This is a genomic window from Variovorax nitratireducens, from assembly GCF_051216545.1.
GTDB lineage: Bacteria > Pseudomonadota > Gammaproteobacteria > Burkholderiales > Burkholderiaceae_C > Variovorax.
The window spans coordinates 219,973-243,422 of sequence record NZ_JBPJZO010000006.1 but is presented as its reverse complement, the minus strand read 5'-3'; the positions used below and the strand labels follow the sequence as shown (position 1 = coordinate 243,422).

Annotated in this window: 19 protein-coding genes and 1 tRNA gene; 7 read left to right on the top strand and 13 right to left on the bottom strand. The window is 66.5% G+C overall.

Annotated features, from left to right (window positions below):
* Positions 1-101: 101 nt before the first annotated feature.
* From ACSFA8_RS17175 to ACSFA8_RS17160, 4 genes are all read right to left on the bottom strand, one after another.
* The gene (locus tag ACSFA8_RS17175) at positions 102-569 is read right to left on the bottom strand and encodes a hypothetical protein (protein WP_435480703.1); all 468 of its coding nucleotides are present in this window, start codon (positions 567-569) and stop codon (positions 102-104) included.
* Positions 570-977: 408 nt separating this feature from the next.
* Positions 978-2,348, bottom strand: coding sequence for an HlyD family type I secretion periplasmic adaptor subunit (locus ACSFA8_RS17170; protein ID WP_435480702.1), 1,371 nt, complete (start codon positions 2,346-2,348; stop codon positions 978-980).
* On the bottom strand, positions 2,345-3,949 hold the full coding sequence (locus tag ACSFA8_RS17165; RefSeq protein ID WP_435480701.1) for a type I secretion system permease/ATPase: 1,605 nt from the start codon (positions 3,947-3,949) through the stop codon (positions 2,345-2,347). The genes ACSFA8_RS17170 and ACSFA8_RS17165 overlap by 4 nt, the downstream gene beginning before the upstream one ends.
* Positions 3,950-4,257: 308 nt before the next feature.
* Positions 4,258-5,751: a cryptochrome/photolyase family protein gene (locus tag ACSFA8_RS17160; RefSeq protein WP_435480700.1), complete on the bottom strand. Its 1,494-nt coding sequence runs from the start codon at positions 5,749-5,751 to the stop codon at positions 4,258-4,260.
* On the opposite strand from ACSFA8_RS17160, the gene ACSFA8_RS17155 reads away from it, so the two are divergent.
* From ACSFA8_RS17155 to ACSFA8_RS17130, 6 genes are all read left to right on the top strand, one after another.
* Positions 5,750-6,349, top strand: coding sequence for a YqgE/AlgH family protein (locus tag ACSFA8_RS17155; RefSeq protein ID WP_435480699.1), 600 nt, complete (start codon positions 5,750-5,752; stop codon positions 6,347-6,349). The two genes, ACSFA8_RS17160 and ACSFA8_RS17155, sit on opposite strands and share 2 nt — an antisense overlap.
* A 133-nt stretch (positions 6,350-6,482) precedes the next feature.
* On the top strand, positions 6,483-6,914 hold the full coding sequence (gene ruvX, locus ACSFA8_RS17150) for a Holliday junction resolvase RuvX (protein WP_435480698.1): 432 nt from the start codon (positions 6,483-6,485) through the stop codon (positions 6,912-6,914).
* Positions 6,911-7,408 (top strand): bifunctional pyr operon transcriptional regulator/uracil phosphoribosyltransferase PyrR, encoded by a 498-nt coding sequence (gene pyrR, locus ACSFA8_RS17145; protein WP_435480697.1) that lies wholly within the window; start codon positions 6,911-6,913, stop codon positions 7,406-7,408. The genes ruvX and pyrR overlap by 4 nt, the downstream gene beginning before the upstream one ends.
* The gene (locus ACSFA8_RS17140; RefSeq protein WP_286621394.1) at positions 7,408-8,370 is read left to right on the top strand and encodes an aspartate carbamoyltransferase catalytic subunit; all 963 of its coding nucleotides are present in this window, start codon (positions 7,408-7,410) and stop codon (positions 8,368-8,370) included. Before pyrR ends, ACSFA8_RS17140 begins: the two co-directional genes overlap by 1 nt.
* Positions 8,367-9,641 (top strand): dihydroorotase, encoded by a 1,275-nt coding sequence (locus ACSFA8_RS17135; RefSeq protein ID WP_435480696.1) that lies wholly within the window; start codon positions 8,367-8,369, stop codon positions 9,639-9,641. Before ACSFA8_RS17140 ends, ACSFA8_RS17135 begins: the two co-directional genes overlap by 4 nt.
* Positions 9,642-9,822: 181 nt before the next feature.
* Positions 9,823-10,569: a lysophospholipid acyltransferase family protein gene (locus ACSFA8_RS17130; protein ID WP_435480695.1), complete on the top strand. Its 747-nt coding sequence runs from the start codon at positions 9,823-9,825 to the stop codon at positions 10,567-10,569.
* A gap of 361 nt (positions 10,570-10,930) precedes the next feature.
* Here ACSFA8_RS17130 and ACSFA8_RS17125 read toward each other — a convergent pair whose 3' ends face one another.
* A complete protein-coding gene (locus tag ACSFA8_RS17125; RefSeq protein WP_435480694.1) occupies positions 10,931-11,947 on the bottom strand; it encodes an exostosin domain-containing protein in 1,017 nt (338 codons plus the stop codon).
* Between the two features lie 102 nt (positions 11,948-12,049).
* Positions 12,050-12,124, bottom strand: a tRNA-Arg gene (locus ACSFA8_RS17120).
* Positions 12,125-12,325: 201 nt separating this feature from the next.
* On the opposite strand from ACSFA8_RS17120, the gene ACSFA8_RS17115 reads away from it, so the two are divergent.
* Positions 12,326-13,351: an acyltransferase family protein gene (locus tag ACSFA8_RS17115; protein WP_435480693.1), complete on the top strand. Its 1,026-nt coding sequence runs from the start codon at positions 12,326-12,328 to the stop codon at positions 13,349-13,351.
* 30 nt (positions 13,352-13,381) lie between these two features.
* Here the strand turns inward: ACSFA8_RS17115 and ACSFA8_RS17110 are convergent, their stop codons facing one another.
* The 7 genes from ACSFA8_RS17110 to ACSFA8_RS17080 form a co-directional block, all read right to left on the bottom strand.
* Entirely contained in the window at positions 13,382-17,449 is a 4,068-nt protein-coding gene (locus ACSFA8_RS17110; protein ID WP_435480692.1) for a translocation/assembly module TamB domain-containing protein, read from the bottom strand.
* 8 nt (positions 17,450-17,457) lie between these two features.
* The gene (locus ACSFA8_RS17105; RefSeq protein WP_435480691.1) at positions 17,458-19,356 is read right to left on the bottom strand and encodes an autotransporter assembly complex protein TamA; all 1,899 of its coding nucleotides are present in this window, start codon (positions 19,354-19,356) and stop codon (positions 17,458-17,460) included.
* Between the two features lie 63 nt (positions 19,357-19,419).
* Entirely contained in the window at positions 19,420-20,274 is an 855-nt protein-coding gene (locus tag ACSFA8_RS17100; RefSeq protein ID WP_435480690.1) for a 2OG-Fe(II) oxygenase, read from the bottom strand.
* Between the two features lie 165 nt (positions 20,275-20,439).
* Entirely contained in the window at positions 20,440-21,627 is a 1,188-nt protein-coding gene (locus ACSFA8_RS17095) for a vWA domain-containing protein (RefSeq protein WP_286621424.1), read from the bottom strand.
* Between the two features lie 6 nt (positions 21,628-21,633).
* The gene (locus ACSFA8_RS17090; protein WP_435480689.1) at positions 21,634-22,239 is read right to left on the bottom strand and encodes a GNAT family N-acetyltransferase; all 606 of its coding nucleotides are present in this window, start codon (positions 22,237-22,239) and stop codon (positions 21,634-21,636) included.
* 2 nt (positions 22,240-22,241) lie between these two features.
* Complete coding sequence (locus ACSFA8_RS17085; protein ID WP_435480688.1) at positions 22,242-22,484, bottom strand: hypothetical protein; 243 nt, start codon at positions 22,482-22,484, stop codon at positions 22,242-22,244.
* An 11-nt stretch (positions 22,485-22,495) separates the two neighbouring features.
* Complete coding sequence (locus ACSFA8_RS17080; protein ID WP_435480687.1) at positions 22,496-23,350, bottom strand: AAA family ATPase; 855 nt, start codon at positions 23,348-23,350, stop codon at positions 22,496-22,498.
* Between the last annotated feature and the right edge of the window lie 100 nt (positions 23,351-23,450).

Below are 23,450 nucleotides of genomic sequence, written 5' to 3'. Positions count from 1 at the left end.
TCTTCCTCTTGCCAGCTTGCTCGGCATCCGCAAAACTGATCTGGCTCATCGCTCGTGCTCCTTTGCAGGTTCAGTCCTTCATGCAAGAAACGTGCTCTTGATCAGATGTTCCCTAGATGCCACTCCGAAAGCGGCTCCTTGACGCCAGCGAAGCCGAAGTAGGCTCCCGCGTTGGCCTTGATGTTCAGCACGCCATGCCCTGCGACATTTCGCAGCCCGAATTGTTCGATCTCTTCGATCTCGAACGCGCTAGCGTGCGAGGGCGGTGCTTTTGGATCGATATAGAACGGTTGCCGGTTGGCGAACCACCATTTGAGAGAGCCGCGTTGCGCCAGTTCAAACGTGGTGGCGATCTGGCGAAGGTAGGCCTCTCCATGGCCGCTCGCCAGCATGTGCGTGACCTTGAGTTGACCGGCGACGAGTTCGCCCTGACCGAGGATAAGCCCCTTGTAGGGAAAAAACTTTCGCAGAGGACCTTCGAGCCATACCAAGAGATTGGCTGGGGTGGCCGGCGGATGGGTCACCGCATCAAGCCACAGGCGCAGATCAGTTTCGTCGAGGTGTTTCATCATCGCTTCTCTCTTCGTTCGGAATGGGTGGCCTTCACGATCCGTCTAACGCGCCTCGAACTCAGCGAGCCTCAGTCCGAGGATCAAACCTCGTCTTCCCGCCCGGCGTTCTTGCCTGTGTGTTTGCCCACATCCATGGGCCGGTTGTCCTTGAACTCGGCGTCGAGGTGCTCTCTGAGCCGAGCACAGTCGCCATCCCGCGCTCTCCTGCTTCCCCCGAGGTAGCGTTCGCCCGGCAACACTCTGGCCACTGTGCTTCGCCGGTGATTTTTCAAGCCCGCTAGCAGGCATCTGATCGACTCGTTGGCTGGGCATGGGGCTAGCTCGTGCAAAGCAACGGCGCGGCGCAAAACGCCATCGCGAAGGGTGATGCCTGCGACCGCTTCATTTCTTGCGCCTCTTTCAAGGTCATCGCTCCCTCAAGCTCCGCCTGACCCCATCGAGCACCGGATCGGCCAGATAGCGCCAGGCGCTGCGCTCGGCAGTAGGAATGAACACCTCGGCCTGCATGCCGGGCGAAAGGGTGAGCGGCTGCCCTGCGAGTTGGCTGGCCGCATGCAGCGCCCCGGGGCTGACCACGATGTGCGTCACGTAATACGGCGCGTTCGGGTTCGGCGCATGCGGATCGCTCAACCGATCCGCACCCACATAGCTCAAGCGCCCCTCGACCTGCGGCGTGGCACGTGCACGGTAGGCGGTCAACATCACGTGCGCAATGCCGCCTTGCGCGTTTGCCTGTTGCGCATCGCGAATGTCTGTCGGGTTGATGCGCGCCTCGATCACCAGTTGCGAGCCTTCGGGCACGATATCCAGCACGGGCTCGCGCGGGCCGATGGCGGCGCCAACCGTGTGCAATTTCAAATCCACCACCTCGCCGGCCACCGGCGCGACTATGCGCTGGCGGGTTTGCGCGTCCAGCGCGGGGCGCAGCTCTTGCACGGTCTGTGCGAGCTTGGCAGTGGTCTCTTTGAGCTCGTCTGCGGCGGCCCTTGCAAACTCGGTTCTCTGCGCCGACAGCTTGAGCCGCGTATCGGCCTCTTTCTGGCGGGCCTGCGACTGTTGAGTTTGGCTGCTTTGCACACGGGCACGGTAGTCGGCCACGGTGCGCTGCAACTCGATCAGCTTGGCCTCGCTCACAAAGCCATCGGCCTTGAGCTTCTCGTTGGTGGCAAGGTCGCGTTGGGCCAGTTGCAAGGCAGCACCGGTGGTGGCGATCAGCTCCTGCTGGGTGGCAACTTCATGCCGGGTTTGCGTCAGTTGCTCTGCCAGCCAGTGGGCTTGTTCGGCCTGCTGGCGAGCGCGTGCGGCAAACAGTTCCTTTTCGCGCTGCGCCAACTCGCGCAGGCGGGTGGTGTCGCTGCCGGCGACATACTCATTCAAGGCTCCGAGATCCGGCAAGAAGGCCGCGCCCGTGGTTTCGGCTTGCAGGCGTTGGGCCTTAAGAGCATTCGCCGCCCCTTGCTCACGCAAGGCTTGCGCACTGGCGGCCACACGTTCGTCGGCCAGCGTGATGAGGGTTTGGCCTTGCGCCACGCGGTCGCCATCCTTCACGTGAATGGCCGCGACGATGCCACCTTCGGCATGCTGCACAGTCTTGCGGTTTCCCAGGGACTTGACGGTGCCTTCCGCGACGACGGCAGCGGCCAGGGGCGCCAGTGCCGCCCACGCGCCGAGCGCAACCACACCCAATACGGTGCCGATGATTCCCAGGCGCAAGGCGCTGCGCATTTCCCGGCGCCACAGCGGCAGGGCGGAAGGGTTGGGCAGGGAGCGCTTCATGCGCGCACCGCTGCCTTGCGTTCCGATTGGCTTTTGAGGGCGAGCTGGTTGCGCTGCACCATCCACTGGCGCACCTGCTCGCGCGGCCCAAACTGTTCCACCGTGCCTTGCCGCAACACCAACACATGGGTGGCCAGTGCGATGAGATGAGGACGATGCGTGACGACCACCACCGTGCTGCCGTGTTGTCGCATGGCGTGCAGGCAGCGCTCCAGGGCCGCTTCGCCTTCTGCGTCGAGTTGACTGTTGGGCTCATCCAGCACGACAAGGCTGGGAATGTCGGCGCCGGGCGTGGCGTAAATGGCGCGGGCAAGCGCAATGCGCTGGCGTTGTCCGCCAGAGAGCACCCGGGCTCCGGCCTCACCGCCCAGGCGCGTGTCATAGCCCTTGGGGAGCGCGGCGATCAGCTCATGCGCGCCGGCGCGCCGGGCGGCGTCCACGACGGCATCGCTCTGTTCCGGCGTCAGCGGTTCGGTTGGTTGCCACAGGCGCGCAATGTTGTGGGCGACCGTGCCGCTGTGCAGCGATACGTCTTGCGGCAGGTAGCCGCTGGCCCTGCCGCGCGCTTGATTGCTGTACTGATGCAGGGCCGCGCCGTCCAGCGCGACCTCGCCCTGCGTCGGTGGTTGCACGCCGGCCAGCACGCGCGCCAGCGTGCTCTTTCCGCTGCCGCTGGCACCGAGCACGGTCAGCATGGCGCCAGCGGGCAGCTCGAAGTTCAGGTTGTGCAGGATGCCCGCTTCCGTTGGGGCAGGCTTGACGCCTAGCCGCACCACGCGCAGTTCGCCCCGGCTGGGCGGCAGCGCGGTTTCGGGCTGCAGCTGAATGGCGCGGGCCTGAGCTGCCAGGGCTTGCCGCAAACGGAACAACGCTTTGCGTGCCTCTAAAACCTGCTTCCAGCCGCCGATCAGCACTTCCAATGGCATCAAGGCCTTGCCCAGCAAGATGCTCCCGGCAATCATCACGCCGCCGGTGGCTTGACCCTGGATGACCAACCAGGCCCCGGTGGCGAGCATCGCCAGCTGCAAGACCTGGCGCACCAGCTTGCCCACGGTCTTCAGGCGGTGGCCGGGCAACTCGGCGGCAAGCCGCAGGCTCGACGCATCGGCCTTGATGGCATTGAGCGCCTCGCCTGCCTGGGCTTGCTGGCCATGGGCATGCAGGATCTCGGTGAAACCAGCGATTTCGCTCGCCTTGCGTTGCGCCTGCATCTGGGCCTGCTCGGCGGCGGCAGTGGGGCCGCGCAACCGCCATTCGGTGAGCCATGCGAGCGCAATGAGGATCAGGATGCCGATGAGCGCGACGCCTCCGAGCAAGGGATGAAAGGTCGCGATCACCAGCAGGTAAACCAGAGTCCAGGGGAGGTCGGTGGCGGCCAGCAGCCCGGGGCCGCCGAGGAAGCCGCGCAGTACGGCCATGTCCTTCCACAGTTGCTGGGCGGTGGTGCCTGCATGCTGAGCTGGGGCGTGGAGCATGAATGGCGCCAGTTCTTGTGCGAACCGCTGCTCCAGTCCGTCGGCACGCGCGGCATACCAACGTACGCGCGATGTCTCGACCAGCCACCATGCCGCCAGCGACAAGGCGGCCGCCGCCAACAGCATGACCAGCGTTTCGCCACGGCGGCTGCTCAGTACCCGGTCGTAGATCTGCAGGGTTATGAGCGTGGGAATCAGCAACAGCACGTGGACGATGCTGCTGGCGAGGAGCGCACCCCCCAACTCGCGAGGAGACAGCCATGCGGCGGCGTGGCCGCTCTGCCTGCGTTTGAACATTCCCTATCCACCCTGATCTTTTTGGATTTGTAGTGGGGCGATTCTGCGGGCACCCGGCGTGCGTCGGCGCTAGTGGTAAACCCTAGGCGCAGGCCAGTGCCATCGGCCTGCAGCGCTCCGCCCAACAAACGCTTTTCTTAGTGCGTCTTGTCCGCCGGACTGCGCACCACCCCATAGCGCAGCAAGGTGCGCTCGCGCGCTTCGGCGTGGTCGACCACCGGCTTGGGATAGTTCTCGCCTAGCGTGACGCCGGCCGCCTGCAGCTCGAGCGGGCGCGCCGTCCAGGGCGCGTGGATTTCGGCGTTCGAGAGCCTGGCGAGTTGCGGCAAATAGCGCCGGATGAACTTGCCCTCGGGATCGAAGCGCTCGCTCTGCGTCACCGGGTTGAAGATGCGGAAGTAGGGCTGCGCATCGCAACCGCTGGAACTCGCCCATTGCCAGCCGCCGTTGTTCGACGAAAGCTCGAAGTCGTTCAGGTGTTCGGCAAAGTACGCCTCGCCACGCCGCCAGTCCAGCCCCAGATCCTTGCAGAGAAAGCTGGCCACCACCATGCGCAGGCGGTTGTGCATATACCCGCTCTGCTGGATCTGCAGCATGGCCGCGTCGACCAGCGGGTAGCCGGTTTGGCCCTGGCACCAGGCGTCGAACAGCGCATCGGCATGCTTGCCGTGGTGCCAGACGATCTTGTCGTACGCGGGCCTGAAGCTCTTGCCCGTTGCGACCTGCGGGTGGTGCGCCAGCACCTGAAAGTAGAAATCGCGCCAGATCAGTTCGCCGAGCCAGGTCGCGGCGCCGCTGTCGCCCTGGAGCGAGAGCTGGTGCGCCACCCCGGCCATCTGCCGGATCGACACGGTGCCAAAGCGCAGGTGCACGCCCAGGTAGCTCGGGCCGCGCACAGCGGGGTAGTCACGCGCGGCCTGGTAGCGGTCGATGCGCTGGAAGAAGTCGTCGAACAGTGCCGCGCCGCCCTGCGCACCTGTCGGAATATCTAGCTGGGCCAGGTTGCTGGGTGCGAAGCCGATGTCCTGCAGCGTCGGCACGGGCGCGCGCAGTGCGTCGGGCGGGGGCGCCAGCGCATCGGAGTAACCGCGAGACGGGTAGGGCTTGAGGTAGAACGCGTCCACCGTGGCGAGCCAGGCGCGCTTGTAGGGTGTGAAGACGGTATAGGGCTGGCCGGTTTTGGTGAGCAGCTCGTCGCGCTCGAAGATCGCCTGATCCTTGTAGGTGTGGAACGCCACGCCGGCGTTGGCCAGTGCGCCCAGCACCTGGGCATCGCGCGCCAACGCGGCCGGCTCGTCGTCGCGGTTCGCGAACACCGCCTGGACGTCGAGCGAACGGGCCAGCTGCGCGATCTCTTCCTCGGCCACCGCATGCCGCACGATCAGCCCGCCGCCGAGCCGGCGCAGCTCGGCGTCGAGTTCGACCAGCGATTCGCGGATGAACTCCACGCGCCGGTCGAACCGCGGCAGGGGGTCGAGGATGGCGCGGTCGAACACGAACACGCACACCACCTGGCGGCAGGCACGCAGCGCGTGATAGAGCGCCGCGTTGTCGTCGATCCGCAGGTCGCGGCGAAACCACATCAGCCCCTTGGGATAGATCTTGTCGACGGCAAGTAAAATCGGCGGCATGAGCTCCGATTCTGCCCCGATGAACCTGACGCATCACTTCCTGATAGCGATGCCGGGGCTGCAAGACGAGACCTTCGCGCGCAGCGTGGTCTATCTCTGCGAACACAGCGAGCGCGGCGCGCTCGGCCTGGTGATCAACAAGCCCAGCGACATCAACCTCAAGGTGCTGTTCGAAAAAGTCGAGCTGCACCTGTCGCGCCCCGAATTCGGCGAGGCGCCCGTGTTCCAGGGCGGCCCGGTGCAAACCGAGCGCGGCTTCGTGCTGCACGAGCCTGTGGTTGCCAACGCACCGGACAGCAAGGAGCTGGTCTACGCATCGACCATGACGATTCCCGGCGGGCTCGAAATGACCACCTCCAAAGACGTGCTCGAGGCCCTGGCCACCGGCGCGGGCCCGCGCAAGGTGCTGGTCTCGCTCGGCTACTCGGCCTGGGAGCAGGGCCAGCTCGAATCGGAGCTGGCCGAGAACAGCTGGCTCACCGTTGGCGCCGACCCGGCGGTGATCTTCGACACGCCGGTCGAGCAGCGCTACGACCGCGCGCTCATGCTGCTCGGCCTGGAAGCGTGGAAGCTGTCGCCCCATGCGGGGCATGCGTAGTGGTTGCTCGCCCCCAGTCTTCGTGCACTTCGTGTCGCTTCGCCAACCCCCTGCCGGGGGCGGGCCGGCCGCTTCGGGCGGCCGGGCGCGGCGCCCCCCGCGACCGCAACCTCACTCCTTCGCGGGTGGATCGATGAACAGTCCGGCAATTCCTGAAAAGGCTGCCGCTTCCGTTCCCGCCCATTTCCAGAGCTTCCTGGCCTTCGACTATGGCCAGAAGCGCACCGGCGTCGCCAGCGGCAACCGGCTGCTCAAGACTGCATCGCCTCAAGCCACCATCAAGGCCGAGGGCGATGCGCGCTTCGCCCAGGTCGAAGCCCGCATCCGCGAATGGCAACCCGATGCGCTGGTGGTTGGCGTGCCCTACCACCCCGATGGCGCACGCCACGAAAACACCGACAAGGCGCAGCGTTTCGCGCGCCAGCTGCACGGCCGTTTCAAGCTGCCGGTGTACGAAGTCGACGAGCGCTACAGCACCACCGAGGCGATCGCCTCGGGCGCGCGCGATGCCGACGCCGCCTCGGCCTGCATCATCCTGGAGCAATTTTTGAGGAACCTCCCGTGAGCAAGATCCCCGACGCCGAGGCGCTCTACACCGCGCTGCTGTCCGGCGTGAAAACGCTGATGCGCGCCGACACCCGGCTGGTCGGCATCACCTCGGGCGGCGCCTGGCTGGTCGAGCGGCTGCAGAAGGACCTGGGCCTGGCCGGTGCGCCCGGCATCATTTCGTCGGCCATGCACCGCGACGATTTTGCACGGCGTGGTCTCTCGGCCAGCGCGCAGACCGCGCTGCCGTTCGACGTGAACGGCGCCGACGTGCTGCTGCTCGACGACGTGCTCTACACCGGCCGCACCATCCGCGCAGTGCTAAACGAGCTGTTCGATTTCGGCCGGCCGGCTTGTGTGCGGCTGGCGGTGCTGGTCGACCGCGGCGGGCGCGAGCTGCCCGTGGCTGCGGACTTTGCCGCGACGCAACTGACCCTGCCCGACACCCAACTGCTCGCGCTCGCCCGCAGCCAGAGCGGCGCCTTCAGCCTCCAGGTCGAGGACAACACCTGATGCTCTACAAGCGCAATCCCCAGCTCAACAAGAACGGCGAGCTGCTGCACCTGCTGTCGATCGAAGGCCTGCCGAAAGACATCGTCACGCACATCCTCGACACCGCGGCCAACTTCACCAGTGTGAGCGACCGCGAGGTCAAGAAGGTGCCGCTGCTGCGCGGCAAGAGCGTGTTCAACCTGTTCTTCGAGAACTCGACGCGCACGCGCACCACCTTCGAGATCGCGGCCAAGCGCCTCTCGGCCGACGTGATCAACCTCGACATTGCGCGCTCCTCGGCCACCAAGGGCGAGTCGCTGCTCGACACCATCGCCAATCTCTCCGCGATGGCGGCCGACCTGTTCGTGGTGCGGCACAGCGAATCGGGCGCGCCCTACCTGATCGCGCAGCACGTCGCGCCCCACGTACACGTGGTCAATGCCGGCGACGGGCGCCACGCGCACCCGACGCAGGGGCTGCTCGACATGTACACGATCCGGCACTACAAGAAGGACTTCGCGAACCTCACGGTCGCGATCGTCGGCGACGTGCTGCACTCGCGCGTGGCGCGCTCCGACATCCATGCACTCACCACGCTCGGTTGCGCTGAAGTCCGTGTCGTGGGCCCCAAGACATTGGTGCCGGCCGACATGGCGCAGATGGGCGTGCGTGTCTGCCACACGCTCGAAGAGGGAATCAAGGGCTGCGACGTGGTCATCATGCTGCGCCTGCAGAACGAGCGCATGAGCGGTGCGTTGCTGCCGTCGTCGCAGGAGTTCTTCAAGACCTACGGGCTCACGCAGGAGAAGCTGCAACTGGCCAAGCCGGACGCGATAGTGATGCACCCGGGCCCGATCAACCGCGGCGTCGAGATCGACTCGGCCGTGGTCGACGGCAAGCAGAGCGTGATCCTGCCGCAAGTCACTTTCGGGATCGCGGTGCGCATGGCCGTGATGAGCATCGTGGCGGGAACAGACGCATGAACATCCTCATCACCAATGGTCGCGTCGTGGATCCGGCTTCGGGCTTCGACAAAAAGGGGTCGATCGCGATTGCCAACGGTGCCATCGTGGCCATTGACAACATTGCAGGTGATTTCAAGGCCGAGCGCACGATCGACGCATCCGGCTGCATCGTCGCGCCGGGCCTGGTCGACCTTGCGGCGCGCCTGCGCGAGCCCGGCTACGAGCACGAAGGCATGCTCGACAGCGAGATGGCCGCGGCGGTCGCGGGTGGCGTGACCAGCCTTGTGTGCCCGCCCGACACCGATCCGGTGCTCGACGAGCCTGGCCTGATCGAGATGCTGCGCTTTCGCGCCGAGAAGCTGAAGGGCGCGCGCCTGTTCCCGCTCGGCGCGCTCACGCGGGGCCTGGCCGGCGAGGTGCTGACCGAAATGGCAGCGCTCACCGAAGCCGGCTGCATCGGCTTCAGTCAGGCCGACGTCGCGCTGGCCGACACGCAGGTGCTGCAGCGTGCCTTGCTCTACGCCAGCACCTTCGGCCATACCGTCTGGCTGCGGCCGCAGGATCGCGATCTGGGCAAGGGCGTCGCTGCCAGCGGCCCGCTCGCCACGCGGCTGGGCCTCGCCGGTGTGCCGGTGGCGGCAGAAACGATAGCGCTGTTCACCATCATCGAACTCATGAAGAGCACCGGCGCGCGCGTCCATGTGTGCCGGCTTTCAAGCGCGGCCGGCGTGCAACTGGTGCGCGAGGCCAAGGCGGCCGGCCTGCCGCTCACGGTCGACGTCAGCATCAATTCGCTGCACCTCACCGACACCGACATCGGCTTCTTCGACAGCAAGGCCCGGCTGAACCCGCCGCTGCGGCAACAGCGCGACCGCGATGCGCTGTCGGCCGCGCTGGCCGACGGCACCATCGATGCGCTGGTGTCCGACCACACGCCGGTCGAAGCCGATGCCAAGACGCTGCCGTTCGCTGAAAGCGAAGCTGGCGCCACCGGGCTCGAGCTGCTGCTGCCGCTCGCGCTGCAGTGGGGCGAGCGCAGCGGCGCCGGCCTGCGCCGCGCGCTCGAGGTCGTGACCAGCGCGCCGGCCCGCCTGATCGGCAGGGCCGGCATCGGCCAACTCACAGCCGGCGGCAAGGCTGACCTCTGCGTGTTCGACGCCGATCACGAATGGCAGGTTCGGCCCGAAGCCCTGCGCAGCCAGGGCAAGAGCACGCCGTTCGCCGGCTATGCGCTGCGGGGCAGGGCGCGCTTGACGCTCGTGGGCGGTCGCGTGGTGCACGAGGCCTGACATGAACCCCCACGCTCACGCTTCGTGTATTCGCTGCCCCCCGAGGGGGCGTCGGCCTTCCTTGGGGCGGCCCGGCGGAAGGCCTGACATGAACCCCCACGCTCATCACTTCGTGTATTCGCTGCCCCCCGGGGGGGCGCAGGCCTCCCTTGGGGCGGCCCGGCGGAAGGCCTGATCGCCGATGCGTAATCTATCGGCCTGCTGGAAGCTGTTGCGTGCCATCGCGCATGCGTTGTCGGGCTGGTGGATCATCCGCAGCACCTTCGACCGGATGACGCCGCAGCAGCGCGGCGAAAGGGTGCGGCGCTGGGCGCGCGAGATGCTCGAAGTGCTGGGCATCCGGCTCGTCGTGCAGGGCACGCCGGCGGCGCAGGGTCCGATGCTGCTGGTTTGCAATCACCTCTCGTGGCTCGACATCCTCGCGATCCATGGGGCGCAGCATGTGCGCTTCGTGTCCAAGGCCGAAGTCAGGCGCTGGCCGCTGATCGGCTCGCTCGCCACCGGGGCCGGCACGCTCTACATCGAGCGTGATCGGCGTCGCGATGCGGTGCGCGTGGTGCACCACATGACCGAGGCGCTGCGCAACGGCGACCTGGTGGCGATCTTTCCCGAAGGCACCACCAGCGACGGTCACGGGCTGCTGCCGTTTCATGCCAACCTTTTGCAGGCCGCGATCTCCTCGGGTACGCCGGTGCAGCCGGCGGCGCTGCGTTTCGCCGATGCCGCCACGGGCGAGAGCAGCGCCGCGGCGCGCTACATCGACGATGACAACCTGGCGACCTCGCTCTGGCGCACGCTGCAGGCGCCGCCGCTGCTGGCCATCGTGCGTTTCGGGGAGCCTCAGTCCGCGCAGGGCCGCGAGCGCCGCACCTGGGCCCGCTCGCTGCACGAAGACGTCCAGCAGCTGCGGCGCGAAACGCTGGGCTGACCCGCCAAAAAAAACAGCGCCCCGAGGGGCGCTGTACAACGGCGCAGTGATGCGCCGGGAGGAGGAATCTGTTGGGGCGTTCTCTGTCTCAGAGAATTCCGAAAACCTTCAGGCCGATGATCACGACGATCGGCACGCCGCAGAGCCAGAGGATGATGCTTTTCATGAACGTCTCCGGTGTGTGGATGTGAGTTCAGCTTAGGTGGCCCCCGCGTAGACGCTGCCAGCAAATGCAATCCACCCGCGTCGGCGGGTGCCTACATCACATCACCGTGGCGTGCGGGTGAAGCGGATGCGCCAGCGTGTCGGCGATCAGGCGCAGCGCGTGGTCGCACTCGTCGCGGCCCAGGCGGCGGCCGCCTCAGCCTGATGCAGCGGCGCCCGCACCCTGGGCTTTTGTGAGAAGCGACTTCAGCTTTCTCTTTGCGACCCTCAGCTTGTTTCGCATATAGAGGTTTCGGAGGTCGGACGCCATCAGCGCGAGGTAGGGGTTCCGTTGTGACGCACCCTGCTTTTTCTCGTTGAGGATCAGCTGGATGGACTCGGCCAGATAGTGGAAGGCATGCGGTCGGTCGACAAACTGCTCCCACGCCTCGCGTGCCAGTCGGCCCAGTTCCTTGTAGGGTTTGTCGGCCAGGATTCGCGGAAGCTCGTCGAGCTGGCTCTCTTTCACCCGGATGCTGAAGGTGTCCCAGGGAATGAAGGGCGGTGCAACCCAATCGTCCGAAATGATCACGGGGCAGCGCCCCAGTTCCATCGCTTCGAACAGGCGGTAGGTGCTCGGGCCAATGCCCCGCGGCGCCAGGATGAAGCGGCTGCGGGCACAGGTTTCGACGTACTCGGACTCGTACCGGGCGCGCTCCTCGGGCCCCAGCTGCCACGCGTATCGGCCGGCCGTATTGACCACCTGCGTGTTGGGAACCTTGGCGTGCAGAATTCGATCGCGCACCGCGCAGTTGTAGGAGCCGACAAAGGAGTAGAGGAGATCCTGCTCCACCCGCAGGTCGCGGGCACGGGTCACTGCCTTGTTTTCCTCGATGCGCGCCAGGTACACGCCGCCCGCCGACAGCCCGGCTCTGTGGTGGGGCGCCCGGATGGAAGGGTAGACCCCTTGCACGAGCGGAAAAGCGTAGTCCCAGTCGTGATACAGAAAGGTCTTCTCAGGATGGCGCCGCCGCAGCGGGTGCCAGAAGACTCTCTCCATGAACATGTCCTGCCCCGGATGGCCTTCCATGAACAGGATCGCGTGGGCCGAGTCCGGATCGTCGGTGATCGTGTGCTGCCCGTGGACGTCGAGCGCGGCCGACTCGCGCAGCCAATCGGCCGCAAACTTGCCCCATACGGCTTCAGGGTACGCAGATACAACGTGGAGTTTCATGCTGGATCCTGGGTGATGGAGAGTGCAGGCAGCGCGCTGCCGATACGCAATGACTATCGCATTTCGCTTGGCATGCTGGCCAAAGCGGGATCCCGCAGCGGGTGGTGCCTTCGACAGGAATCGAACCTGTATCTGAGTCTTAGGAGGACCCCGTTCTATCCATTGAACTACGAAGACGCAGGCCGTTGACTGAGCCCACGCGATTCTAGGTGCTGCTTTCGCCCGAGAGGTAACCCTAAGCGTTGCGAAAGTGTTTGGATCAAAAAGTTAACAAAAGTATCAAATTTGCATTATCGTAGGGCTGCCCAAGCATCCGGCCGCCTCGGTGCCTTCAGGCACTTCTACCGGCAGCGGCACGACCATCTTGTGAGCATGCACGTGAATCAAATTTCCGGACAGATCTATTCGCTTCAGATCCTGAGGGCCGTGGCGGCGGCAAGTGTGGTCTATGCGCACACCTTCACCGCGCCGCTATTCGGCACCTTCGGGGTCGACTTGTTCTTCGTCATCAGCGGCTTCGTGATGTACATGATCGTGCGGCGTCCGGACACGACCCCTGCGAGCTTTCTTGCCGCGCGCGTTGCGCGGATTGTGCCGCTGTACTGGGCCGTGACCACCATGGTGCTGATCACCGCCTGGCTGGCGCCGCAACTGATGGGGACGACGGTTGCCAACCTGGCCGATTACTTGAAGTCCCTCCTGTTCATCCCCTACCTTCGGGCTGACGGGTTCATGGTTCCAATGTTGATGCCGGGCTGGTCTCTCAACTACGAGATGCTCTTCTACTTCATGATCCTGGGCGTCCTTTCCGTCAGCAAGCGTGCTTTCTTCTGGCCGCTCAGCGCAATGCTGCTCGCGTATTTTTTCCTCGGTGCCCTGGCCCAACCCAAAAGCCTCGCGCACACGTTCTTTCATACGACGCTCTGGCTCGAGTTCATCCTCGGCATGCTCTGCTATGTGGTCTATGAAAAGGTGAGGGTGCCGCAGATCCCCAAGAAGGTCATTTGTGCTGCGCTTTTGGCGCTTTTTGTGCTTCTCGCCGTGTTGGAAGCCCGAGTCGAGCGCTTCTTTGCTGCCGGTGTCCCAAGCGCTCTCATCCTGCTTTTGGCACTCCAGCTGGAGGGTGCCCTCAAGACCTTGCGTGCGTCCGTTCTGCGGGTTCTCGTCCATATCGGCGACGCGAGCTATGCCACCTACCTCTCGCACATGTTTGTCGTTGGAATTGTCGAGCGAATCCTTTTTGCAAGGACGGGTATCGAAAAGAATACCTTTACCGCGATCTTCACGATCGCATGTGCCTTGGCGGCAGGTTCGTTGATCTACCGTCTTATCGACCGTCCACTCTCCAATGGCGCGCGCCGCTGGCTCAAGCAGCTGAGATTCCCATCGCGTCGGGTCGCGTAGCGCCAGGGTGCAGGAGGGTCTGGCGTTTGCTCAGTCGTACTGCACCGTGTAGATCAGGTCGACGCCGCTCTGAACACCCGCCTGGCCGCGCAGCGTAAGGCGCTTGGTGAGGTCATAGAAGATGTACAGCGTGCCGAGCGTTCCGGCCAGGCTGCGCTCGTAGGTCACGTAGAAGTCCTGTGACAGGCGCTTGCCGAGCGTGATGGCCGAGCCTTTCAGGTCGCCGCTGCTGCCCGGGCCCTTGAAGCCGATCTCGTCCAGCCCGAAGCGGTTGGCGATGCCGCCGCCGGTGCCGCCCTTGCCGATGCCGCTCAGCAATGCCAGGGCAGCCTGCTGCATCAGCATTGCCTCGCCGCCGCTGCTGGCCGATGCGCGGCCGAGCACCACCCATGACAGAGTCTCCGCGTCCGACAGCGTGGGCTCGGAGTAGAGGCGCACGCGGGGCGACTGCGCAGTGCCGGTGATCTGCACGCCGGCCCGCTGCGTGATGTTGGGGCGGATCGCGAGGATGTCGAGCGCCGGGTTGTCGAACGGGCCGTTGAAGCGCGCGATGCCGGTTTCCACGTCCATCTGCTGGCCATAGGCGCGGTACTGGCCCTTGACCGTTTTCACTTCGCCGGTGATGCGCGGCGGCGTGCCCATGCCGGCGCTGCGGATGTCGAGCTTGCCTTCGAGCCGCGTGGTGATGCCGCGGCCCTGCACCGCAAAGTCGTCGCCGAGGTCGAAGTTGACGGCGATGTCCGGCGGCTTGGCTGTTTGCGCTGCGGCGGGGCGCGCTTCTTCGCGTGCTGCCTTCTGCTGCGCAACCTTGGCGGCTGCGGCCGCCTCGCGGTCTTTCGCGGCCGAGCGCACCACCACGTCGCTGCCCAGGCTGGGCGCGGTTTCGTCGGGCAGGATGATCACGGCACGATCGGTCTTGAGGTCGCCGCGCAGGGTGATCTGGCCGGTTTCGAGCCGCGCCTGCAGGTCGCCGGAGACGGTGACCTGGCGGTCGGTGCGCACCAGCAGGCGCAGCGACCGAAGCTGGGCCTGCATCGCCATGCGGATGCCCGAGGCCGACGGCGTCGCTGCGCCCCAGCTCACCGTGCCGCGCGCCGAGAGCGTGCCGCCGTCGCTGGCAGCTTCGCTCGCAGAGGTGCTGCGGTTGCCGCCCTGGCCCGGGATGCGGGTGCTGCTGCCGGGACCGCCGCGCAGCGTGAACTCGGTCAGCTCGAGCCGGTCGCCGGTGAGGTTGGCGCGCAGGCGGCCGTCGCGCAGGTCCAGGCCTTCGACCTGCGCACGCAAGGCCAGCTTGTCGGCACCGAGCATGCCGTTCCAGCGCGGCGCGGCGCGGCTGCCGGACAGGGTGGCGTCGGCCTCGAGCGTGCCTGCGATGCGCCAGCCCGGCGGCGCCAGCATCGACCACACGCCGAGGTTCGGCAGCCGGGCCGTGACCTTGCCGGCCAGCGGTGCGTCTTCCGCCCACTGCCAGCCGCCGGCGCGCTGCTGCACTCGGGTGCTGACTTCGGCGTTGATCTGGCCGGCGCGTTCGCTGTCCCAGGCCAGTTGGGCCTTGACCGTGTCGCCCTGGGCGTCGAGGCTCACTTCGGCGCGGCGCACGCCCGCCGGCGTGCTCGGGCCGGCACCGGCCGAGTCGGTGGTGATCTCGCTCGCCGTTCCGGTGCCGGTGCTGCGCAGCCGGCGTATCAGCGCGGCTTCGCCGGCCTGCACGCGGATGTCGCCGCTCTGGCGCGCGAGCCGGGCGCGCGCGCGCAGCGTGTCGCCGGCATCGATGTCCCAGTCGCCATCGAACAGCAGGTCGCCGCTCACGCCCAGATCGGCCAACGCGCTGTTGCCGCCTAGCGCCTCGGCCCATGCCATCGGCAAGCCTTGCAGCTTGCCCTGCGATTGCAGGCGATAGGCACGGTTCGCGCGGTTCGGTGCTGCGCCGCTCTGGCTGAAGCGCACCGGCTGCCAGTCGAGCCGCACGGTGCCCGGCGCCGGGCCGCGCAAGGTGGCGCTGCCGGCCGTGGCTTCGATGTCGAGCTTGTCGCTGCCGGTGCGGATCGTGGCGCTGACCGGGCGGCCGAGTTCCAGCGTCCAGGGGCTGGGGACGGTGCTGTCCTGGGCCTGCAGTTTCAGGCTCGCGAGCGCCGCCTGCCACTGGTTGGCGCGCACCAGTCCGCCGCTGGCTCGGGTGTCGAGCGTGAACTTGCGCGTGCCGCTGCCGGCTTCACCCTGCAGCGACAGCGTGGCATGCGCCAGGCTGCCGGCCAGCTCGGCGCGCAGGCCGCGCAACTGAACCGCCGTGGCCGGCCCCGTGGTGGGCGGCGGCAGCTTCAGATCCAGCCGCGGCGCGGCCAGCGTGGCCTGCAGCGTCGGCTCGGCGGTGCGCGCTGCGGCCGGCTGGTCGATGTTTTGCAGGCGGCGCTGCACGGCCTGCCAGCCGCCTTGCCAGCGCGCGTCGAGCTTTGCGTTGCCTGCAACCGTGGTGCCGGCAAACGCATCGGCCAGCCCGGGCAACTGCTCGATCCATTTCTGCAACATGGCCGCGTCGTCAACCTGGGCCTTGAGTTCGCCCGCGCCCTGGGCCGGCGCGATGCGGCCGTCGATCTGGGCGCTGCCTCCCGGCAAGGTCATCTGCAGCTTGCCGCTGCCGGCCTGCTCGGCCACGCGCAGCTGCAGCTTGCCGTCGATGTGGGTGCGCAGTGCGTCGATGCGCAAGGTGCGCAGGTCGAGCACCTGGTCTTGCCACTGGCCCTGGGCCACGGCGCGGTCAAGCCGCAGGCCTTGCAGCGCGCCGGCTGCGCCCGCGCCGCCGTCGGCATTCAGCGCCAGGTCGAACAGCAAGGCCTCACCGCGCTGCTCGGCGCTCAGGCGGCCGTCGATGCGCGCGCCGGCCAGCTGGGTGTGCAACTCGCCGGGGCGCACGTCCTGGACCGTGGCCTTGATCTGCCAGGGTTCGGGCGCGGGGCTCCAGCGGCCTTCGGCGTCGATGCGGCCTCTGCCGGCGCGCACCGTGGCTTGCGGGATTGTCCAGCGGGTGCCGTCGAAGCCGGCTTTGGCTTCGACCTGCTCGACCGGCAGTTTGCCCCGATCCCATGGGCCGGGATCGGCGTTGCGAATGTTGACCGTGCCTTGCCAGCCGTTCGGGCCGGCGGCCGCATCGGGCCCGGCGATCAGTTGGCCGCTCAGCAAGGTCGCCGGTGCTTGGGGCCAGAGGAGCGCCAGGTCGACGTTCTGAAGATCGGCCTTGGCGTCGATCACGGGTTGCGGCAGCCAGGGCGCGAGGTTGGCGACCAGCTGCGCCTGCATCGGTCTGGCTTCGTCCTGCAGGGCGGGTTTGAGGTCGGCGGCGACGGCCAGGCGCGCGTCGCGGCCGGCCAGCGCGCCCCGGATGCTGGCGCTGGCCAGCACGTCGATGCTGTGCGCCTGGTCGAGCGGCGCGCGCACGCGGCCATCGAGCGCCGCTTCGATCGCCATCGGCGCCGGGCCCTGCAGCTTGAGCTTGCCGCTGTAGTGGCCGTCGGCAATGTCGACGCCGTCGAGCTGCACCACATGCTGCGCGCCGGCGTAGCGGTAGTGGCCGGCTAGCTGGTCGGCCTGCAGCGGTGGCGGGCCGTTCCAGCGCAGCGTGTCGACGCGAAACGGCAGGTCGATCTCGATCGGCAGCGCGAGCTGCTCGAGCGGCTCGAGCGGCTTGTCGTCGGGCGGGCCGCGCCGCTCCGCGGTGATCAGCGCGGCATGCACTTCGCCGAGCTTGAACTGGCGGCTCAGCAGCGGCCGAAGGCTCCAGCCGATCGTGGCCTGGTGCACCTCGACCGCGAGCGTCGGGCTCTGCCAGCGCAAAAAGCCGATGCGGCCACCGTTGCGCAGCGAGCCGCTGACCTCGCGGCTCTCGAGCGACTGATCCGCCGGCAGGTAGCGCGCGGCCCGGGCCAGCGTGAAGGCGAGCGACTGGTTCGAGCCGATCCACCACCAGCCGGTGGCGACCAGCACCGCGAGCAGGGCCAACATGCCGCCGAACGTCCAGGCTACGGCGCGCAATGCCCGGCGCATGCGCGAGCGGCGCTGCGTGTCAGGCAGGGAAGGCTTTGCGTCGGGCGCTTCGGGTTGCATCGACCGGCTCAGAAGTTGAAGCCGAGCCGCAGATGCAGCCTCAGCTTCTTCGTGTCCACGCCATAGGCGACGTCGGCCTGCACCGGACCGACCGGGCTCTTCCAGCGCGCGCCGACGCCGACGCCGACCTTGGCCTTGAGCAGGCCGACCTTGTCGGCCACTGCGCCGGCGTCGACGAACATCGTGCTCTCCCAGTCGGTCATTTTTCCCTGGTAGACGAACGGGCGCTGCCATTCGACGCTGGCCACGCCGAGGTAGCGGCCGGCCATGGTCTGGCCACTGGCGTTGACGGTGCCGATCTGCCGGTAGCTGTAGCCGCGCACGGTGGTGTCGCCGCCGGTCAGAAACTGCAGCGTGCTGGGGATCTGTGCTGCGTCGCTCGCCATCACGGCGCCGGCCTCGGCACGCAGTGCGAGCCGGCTGCGGCGCGCCTCGGTGCCGTCGGCCGCCTGTACCGTGCCGAGCGGCACGATGCCGAGCCAGCGCACATAGCTGCGCACGAACGGCAACTGCTGCCCGGTCAGCGTGTAGCCGGTGCCGAGCTCGACCGCGAGGCCGTGGCCGCGCGAAGGTGTGGCGGGATTGTCGAAGTAGCGGCCCGTCCAGCTCCAGTTGACGCTGACTGCCGAGGCCGACGGCGGCGCGCTTACGCCCTTGTTCTGGGCGTAGTCGTACTGCAGGAAGTAGCTGCGGTCGATGTGGTCGCTGGCCTTGCTTCGGCCGCCGCGCAGCCGGCCGCTGTCGACCTCGTAGTCGCCGGAGTTGTCGCGCTTGAGTTCGCCGCCACTGAACCAGCGCCAGCCGTGGTCGTCGGGGATCGCGTTCCACTCGGTGCCGAGCGATTTGGTTTTCTGGTCTATCAGCAGCTTGGACACGGCGCGCCAGCCGAGCAGCGGCATGCGGTTGTGGATGTGGTCGACGCTGAGCCTGGCGCCGCTGTCGGTGGTGAAGCCGACGCCGGCCACCACTTTCTGCAGCGGCGCCTCGCGCACCTGCGCGATCACAGGCGCGGTGAGCGGGTCGGTGCCGTCGGTGTCGAGCGTGAGAAAGACCGAGTCGTAGTAGCCGCTGCTCGCCAGGCGCTGCTGCGCGTCGAGCAGCTTCTGCTGGTCGTAGTCGCTGCCCGTGGGCACGCGCGCAATGCGGCGGGCGCCGTCGGGGTTGTAGCGCTCGTTGCCGCGAACCTGCAACGGGCCGAAACGGTAGGCCGGGCCCGAGTCGTACCCGACTTCCAGGCGGGCACTCGCGCTGTCGGCGTCTATGTCGGCCCGGCTGCTGCGAATGCTGGCGGTGGCGAACCGCCTGGCCGTCAGCGCCCGCAGCCCGGTCGACTTGGCGTTGTCCCACGCTTGCTGGCTGAAGGGTTGGCCCGGCCGCAGCGTCCAGCCTGCGCGCACCGTGTTGCGCTGGCCCTCGGCGCTGGCGTCATCGGCCACCGCGCCGGCGAAGCCGATCTCGACCTGCTTCACTCGGGCGGGCTGGCCGGGTTCGACGGTGATGAGTACCTCGCGCGGGGCGGCGGCGTCGGGTGTTTCGCGCAGTTCCAGCGTCAGGGTCGGCGCGAAGTAGCCAAGGGTGCCGAGCAACTCGCGCGCGTTGGCCTCGGCCGCGACCATGAGGCGCGAAAGCTCGGCGCTGCCGAGGTCGTCGATCTGGCGGTAGCGCTGCAGTTCGAGGTGGCGGATCAGGTGGTCGCGCAGCGCGTCGGGTGCCTTGACCTCGACGCTGAATGCGTCGCGTGCCTTGGCCGCCTTGTCCTCACCGCCCGGGTCGCCGACGGGGCGCGCAACCGAGGCCGGTGCTTCCTGCCGGGCCGGCAGAAAGCTGCACCCTTGCAACGCAAGGGCACTCGCAAAAAGAAACGCCGGCATCCATGCCGGCGTGATGAAGGGGGCCACCCTGCGCATCCGCCCGATTCTGACAGCATGCGGCCGCCCGCCTGCAGCGCGCGGGCACGGCGGGAAGACGCTTCAGCGTTTGGCCAACTTGCGCGCGGCCGACCAGAGAATCGGCGGCGCCACCATCTGCGCCACGCGCTTGAGCTTGTCGAAGCGGCGGATCTTGAGGAACACCGAAGACACCTGGTCTTCGCGCGTCTTGCCGGCGTCGGGACTGGTGTAGTAGTAAGCCGTGATCGAGCGGCGCGGCCGACCGTCGGGCGGTTGCATCGGGCCGGGATGACCGTGATAGCTGACCGGGCTGTGCGGCAGCAGCAGCGTGTGGCCGAACTCGGGCAACACGCGCGTGACGCATTGCTCGCGCTGGGCATCCCAGAGTTCGAGCGATGCGCCCCATTCGTGCTGCCAGCCCTTGTTGAGGTAGGTGATGAACACCATCTCGTTCTTCAGTCCGAGGTGGCGGTGCAGGTTGAAGTCGCGGTGCACCGCGAAGGTGGCGCCGGGGCGGCTCTCGTGCAGGCCGCCGCCGAACAGCTTGGGGTCGGGCAGCAGGTAGGGCACGCCGGTGATCGACGACACCCATTCGGTGAACCAGCCCGAATTGACCACATCGACATACAGCTGCGAGGCCGGCCCGAGGCGCGCGCCCAGCACCGAGCGCCGGGTGGATTCGTAATGGCTCTTGACATCGGCCCACTCGGCACCCGGCAGTGCTTCGAATTCCTCGGCCACGAGTTCGAGCAGGCGGGGGTTGAAAAGGCCCTCGATTACCAAGTGCGGAAACGGCTTGCCGGCCTGCAATTGATCCCGCAGCGCCTGTCGGCGCTCAGGCTGGAAGAATTGTCGATCGACAAGCTCGTGCAGAGGCAGCCGCACGCCGCGGATGGTGACGGAGTCGGCTTCCGGCAACGTGCTTGGCTGGGGCACCGAACCGACGGCTTTGGATTCTTGAGGCGATATGTACACGATGGTACGCGGGGAAGTGCCCGTCGAAATGTGATTACAAAGTACTAATGTAACGACAAGTCTCTAGCGTAACAAGTCATCTAACGGCCTATGACCTCCAGTTTCAAGGGAATGCGCGCTCGTCGCTTACTTCGAGAGCAGGCGCATGGCCTCTTCAAGGCCCTTGAGCGTGAGCGGAAACATGCGATGCGACACAAGTTGCTGCATGACGGCAATGCTCTGCCGGTACTGCCAGACGCCCTGGGGCTCGGGGTTGATCCAGGCGAACTTGGGGAAGGCGTGGGTCAGGCGCTGGATCCATTCGGCGCCGGCCTCTTCGTTGTTGTACTCGACGCTGCCGCCTGGCTGCAGGATCTCGTAGGGGCTCATGGTCGCGTCGCCGACGAAGATGAGCTTGTAGTCCTTGTTGTACTTGCGCAGGATGTCCCAGGTCGCGAACTTCTCGGAGAAGCGGCGCTTGTTGTTCTTCCACATGAAGTCGTACACGCAGTTGTGGAAGTAATAGAACTCAAGGTGCTTGAACTCGGTCTTGACGGCCGAGAACAGTTCTTCGACGCGCTGGATGTGCTCGTCCATCGTGCCGCCCACGTCCATCAGCAGCAGCACCTTGACGTTGTTGTGGCGCTCCGGCCGCATCTTGATGTCGAGGTAGCCGGCGTTGGCGGCGGTTGACTGGATGGTGTGATCCAGGTCGAGCTCCTCCTCGTGGCCTTCGCGTGCGAACTTGCGCAACCGCCGCAGCGCGACCTTGATGTTGCGCGTGCCGAGCTCCTGGCTGTCGTCGTAGTCCTTGTAGGCGCGCTGGTCCCACACCTTGACCGCGCTCTTGTTCTTGCCGGCGCCGCCGATGCGGATGCCCTGCGGGTTGTAGCCGCCGTGGCCGAAGGGCGAGGTGCCGCCGGTGCCGATCCACTTGTTGCCGCCTTCGTGGCGCTCCTTCTGCTCCTCGAAGCGCTTCTTCAGCGTCTCCATGAGCTCGTCCCAGCCCATCTTCTCGATCTTGGCCTTTTCTTCGGCCGTGAACTCGCGTTCCAGCGTCTTGCGCAGCCAGTCGAGCGGCACTTCCTTGGTGAAGTCGGCCAGCATCTCCACGCCCTTGAAGTAGGCGGCGAAGGCGCGGTCGAACTTGTCGTAGTGCTTCTCGTCCTTCACCAGCGAAGTGCGGCTCAGGTAGTAGAAGTCATCGAGCGCGAAAGCACCGTCGGAATCGGGGCCGACCACGTTGGCCTGCAGCGCCTCCAGCAGCACCAGATACTCCTTGACGGACACTGGCAGCTTGGCCGAGCGCAGGGTGTAGAAGAAGTCGATCAGCATGGCGCGTCACTCCTTTTCGGGTCGGGGCTTGTTCAGCAGATACAGCAGCTGGGCCTTGATTTCGGGCCATTCGCCGGCGCTCACGCTGTACATCACGGTGTCGCGGATGGTGCCGTCGCGACGCAGCGCATGGCTGCGGATCACGCCGTCCTTGCGGGCACCGAGCCGCTCGATCGCGCGCTGCGAGGCATGGTTGAAGTTGTCGGTGCGCCAGCCCACCACGTTGCAGCCGAGCGTGTCGAACGCGTGCGTGAGCATCAGCAGTTTGCAGGTGGTGTTGACGTGGGTGCGCTGGCAGCGTTTGGCATACCAGGTGTAGCCGACCTCGACCCGTTTCACGGCCGGAAGGATGTCGTGGTAGCTGGTGCTGCCGAGCACGGTGCCCGTGGTCTCGTCGGTGACGGCAAAGGCGAAACGGTTGCCGGCCTCCCGCATCTGCAACGCGGTTTCGATGTAGCCCCGCGTGTCTTGCGGCTCGGGCACCGAGGTCACGCGGATCTGCCAGAGCTCGCCATCGGCGGCTGCGGCGCGCAGGCCTTCTTCATGCGCCAGCGCCAGCGGCACCAGTGCAATGCCGCGCGAAGAGAGCGTCACGGGTTCGACGAGAGCCAATCTCAGCTCCTCGGGTCGCCGTACTTGCGCTTGTACAAGGCGCGGGCAATTTGCACGCCGGCGCCGCCGCCGATGCCGATCAGCAGGATGCCGAAGATCGTGTTGTTGCCGTAGCCGGCGCCCAGTGCATCGAGGCCGAGCATCAGCCCCAGCCAGCGGCCGAGCAGCGCGCCGCCCAAAAACAGTGCGGCCTGTGCGACGCCAAGCAGCAGCTGCTGCTTCGTCGGATGCGGAGTTGCGCTCATTTTTTCGGGGCTCAACGGTTGTTGCGCTGCATGAACACCAGCTTTTCGAACAGCGTCACATCCTGTTCGTTCTTGAGCAGCGCGCCCACCAGCGGCGGCACCGCAACCTTGTCGTCCTTGCTTTGCAGCGCTTCGACCGGAATGTCTTCGGCCAGCAGCAGCTTGAGCCAGTCGAGCAGTTCGGACGTCGAAGGCTTCTTCTTGAGGCCCGGCAGGTTGCGCACGTCGTAGAAGGTCTTCATCGCCGCCGTCAGCAGCTGCTGCTTGAGGTCGGGGAAGTGCACGTCAACGATCTGCTTCATCGTCGCCGCATCGGGGAACTTGATGTAGTGGAAGAAGCAGCGGCGCAGGAACGCGTCAGGCAATTCCTTCTCGTTGTTCGAGGTGATGAACACCACCGGCCGGTGCTTCGCACGAATGAGCTCGCGCGTTTCGTAGCAATAGAACTCCATGCGGTCGATTTCGCGCAGCAGGTCGTTCGGGAATTCGATGTCGGCCTTGTCGATCTCGTCGATCAGCAGCGCGACCGGCTCGTCGGACGTGAAGGCCTGCCAGAGCACGCCCTTGACGATGTAGTTGTGGATGTCCTTGACGCGCTCGCCGCCGTCCACGCCGGACAGCTGCGAATCGCGCAGCCGGCTCACCGCGTCGTATTCATAGAGGCCCTGCTGTGCCTTGGTGGTCGACTTGATGTGCCATTGCAGCAGCGGCAGCTTCAGCGCCTCGGCGACTTCCTCGGCCAGCATTGTCTTGCCGGTGCCGGGTTCGCCCTTGACCAGCAGCGGGCGCTTCAGCGTGATGGCGGCGTTGACCGCGAGCATCAGATCCTGTGTGGCGACGTAGTTGTCGGAGCCCTTGAATTTCATGAGTCAGGTGGAGCTGGGTGGATGAAAAAGAACACGTCCGATCTGCGTTGCGAAGCGCTCGGCGCGCTCGGCACAGGGCCGCAATGAGCCCCCGCATATA

What these genes read in the sequence shown, in the direction of transcription:
- ACSFA8_RS17175 (WP_435480703.1), bottom strand. Translation starts at nt 569, where the DNA reads ATGAAACACCTCGACGAAACTGATCTGCGCCTGTGGCTTGATGCGGTG.
- ACSFA8_RS17170 (WP_435480702.1), bottom strand. Translation starts at nt 2,348, where the DNA reads ATGAAGCGCTCCCTGCCCAACCCTTCCGCCCTGCCGCTGTGGCGCCGG.
- ACSFA8_RS17165 (WP_435480701.1), bottom strand. Translation starts at nt 3,949, where the DNA reads ATGCTGTTGGCGGCGGCCGCCTTGTCGCTGGCGGCATGGTGGCTGGTC.
- ACSFA8_RS17155 (WP_435480699.1), top strand. Translation starts at nt 5,750, where the DNA reads ATGAGCTCCGATTCTGCCCCGATGAACCTGACGCATCACTTCCTGATA.
- ACSFA8_RS17160 (WP_435480700.1), bottom strand. Translation starts at nt 5,751, where the DNA reads ATGCCGCCGATTTTACTTGCCGTCGACAAGATCTATCCCAAGGGGCTG.
- ruvX (WP_435480698.1), top strand. Translation starts at nt 6,483, where the DNA reads ATGAACAGTCCGGCAATTCCTGAAAAGGCTGCCGCTTCCGTTCCCGCC.
- ACSFA8_RS17140 (WP_286621394.1), top strand. Translation starts at nt 7,408, where the DNA reads ATGCTCTACAAGCGCAATCCCCAGCTCAACAAGAACGGCGAGCTGCTG.
- ACSFA8_RS17135 (WP_435480696.1), top strand. Translation starts at nt 8,367, where the DNA reads ATGAACATCCTCATCACCAATGGTCGCGTCGTGGATCCGGCTTCGGGC.
- ACSFA8_RS17130 (WP_435480695.1), top strand. Translation starts at nt 9,823, where the DNA reads ATGCGTAATCTATCGGCCTGCTGGAAGCTGTTGCGTGCCATCGCGCAT.
- ACSFA8_RS17125 (WP_435480694.1), bottom strand. Translation starts at nt 11,947, where the DNA reads ATGAAACTCCACGTTGTATCTGCGTACCCTGAAGCCGTATGGGGCAAG.
- ACSFA8_RS17110 (WP_435480692.1), bottom strand. Translation starts at nt 17,449, where the DNA reads ATGCAACCCGAAGCGCCCGACGCAAAGCCTTCCCTGCCTGACACGCAG.
- ACSFA8_RS17105 (WP_435480691.1), bottom strand. Translation starts at nt 19,356, where the DNA reads ATGCGCAGGGTGGCCCCCTTCATCACGCCGGCATGGATGCCGGCGTTT.
- ACSFA8_RS17095 (WP_286621424.1), bottom strand. Translation starts at nt 21,627, where the DNA reads ATGCTGATCGACTTCTTCTACACCCTGCGCTCGGCCAAGCTGCCAGTG.
- ACSFA8_RS17085 (WP_435480688.1), bottom strand. Translation starts at nt 22,484, where the DNA reads ATGAGCGCAACTCCGCATCCGACGAAGCAGCAGCTGCTGCTTGGCGTC.
- ACSFA8_RS17080 (WP_435480687.1), bottom strand. Translation starts at nt 23,350, where the DNA reads ATGAAATTCAAGGGCTCCGACAACTACGTCGCCACACAGGATCTGATG.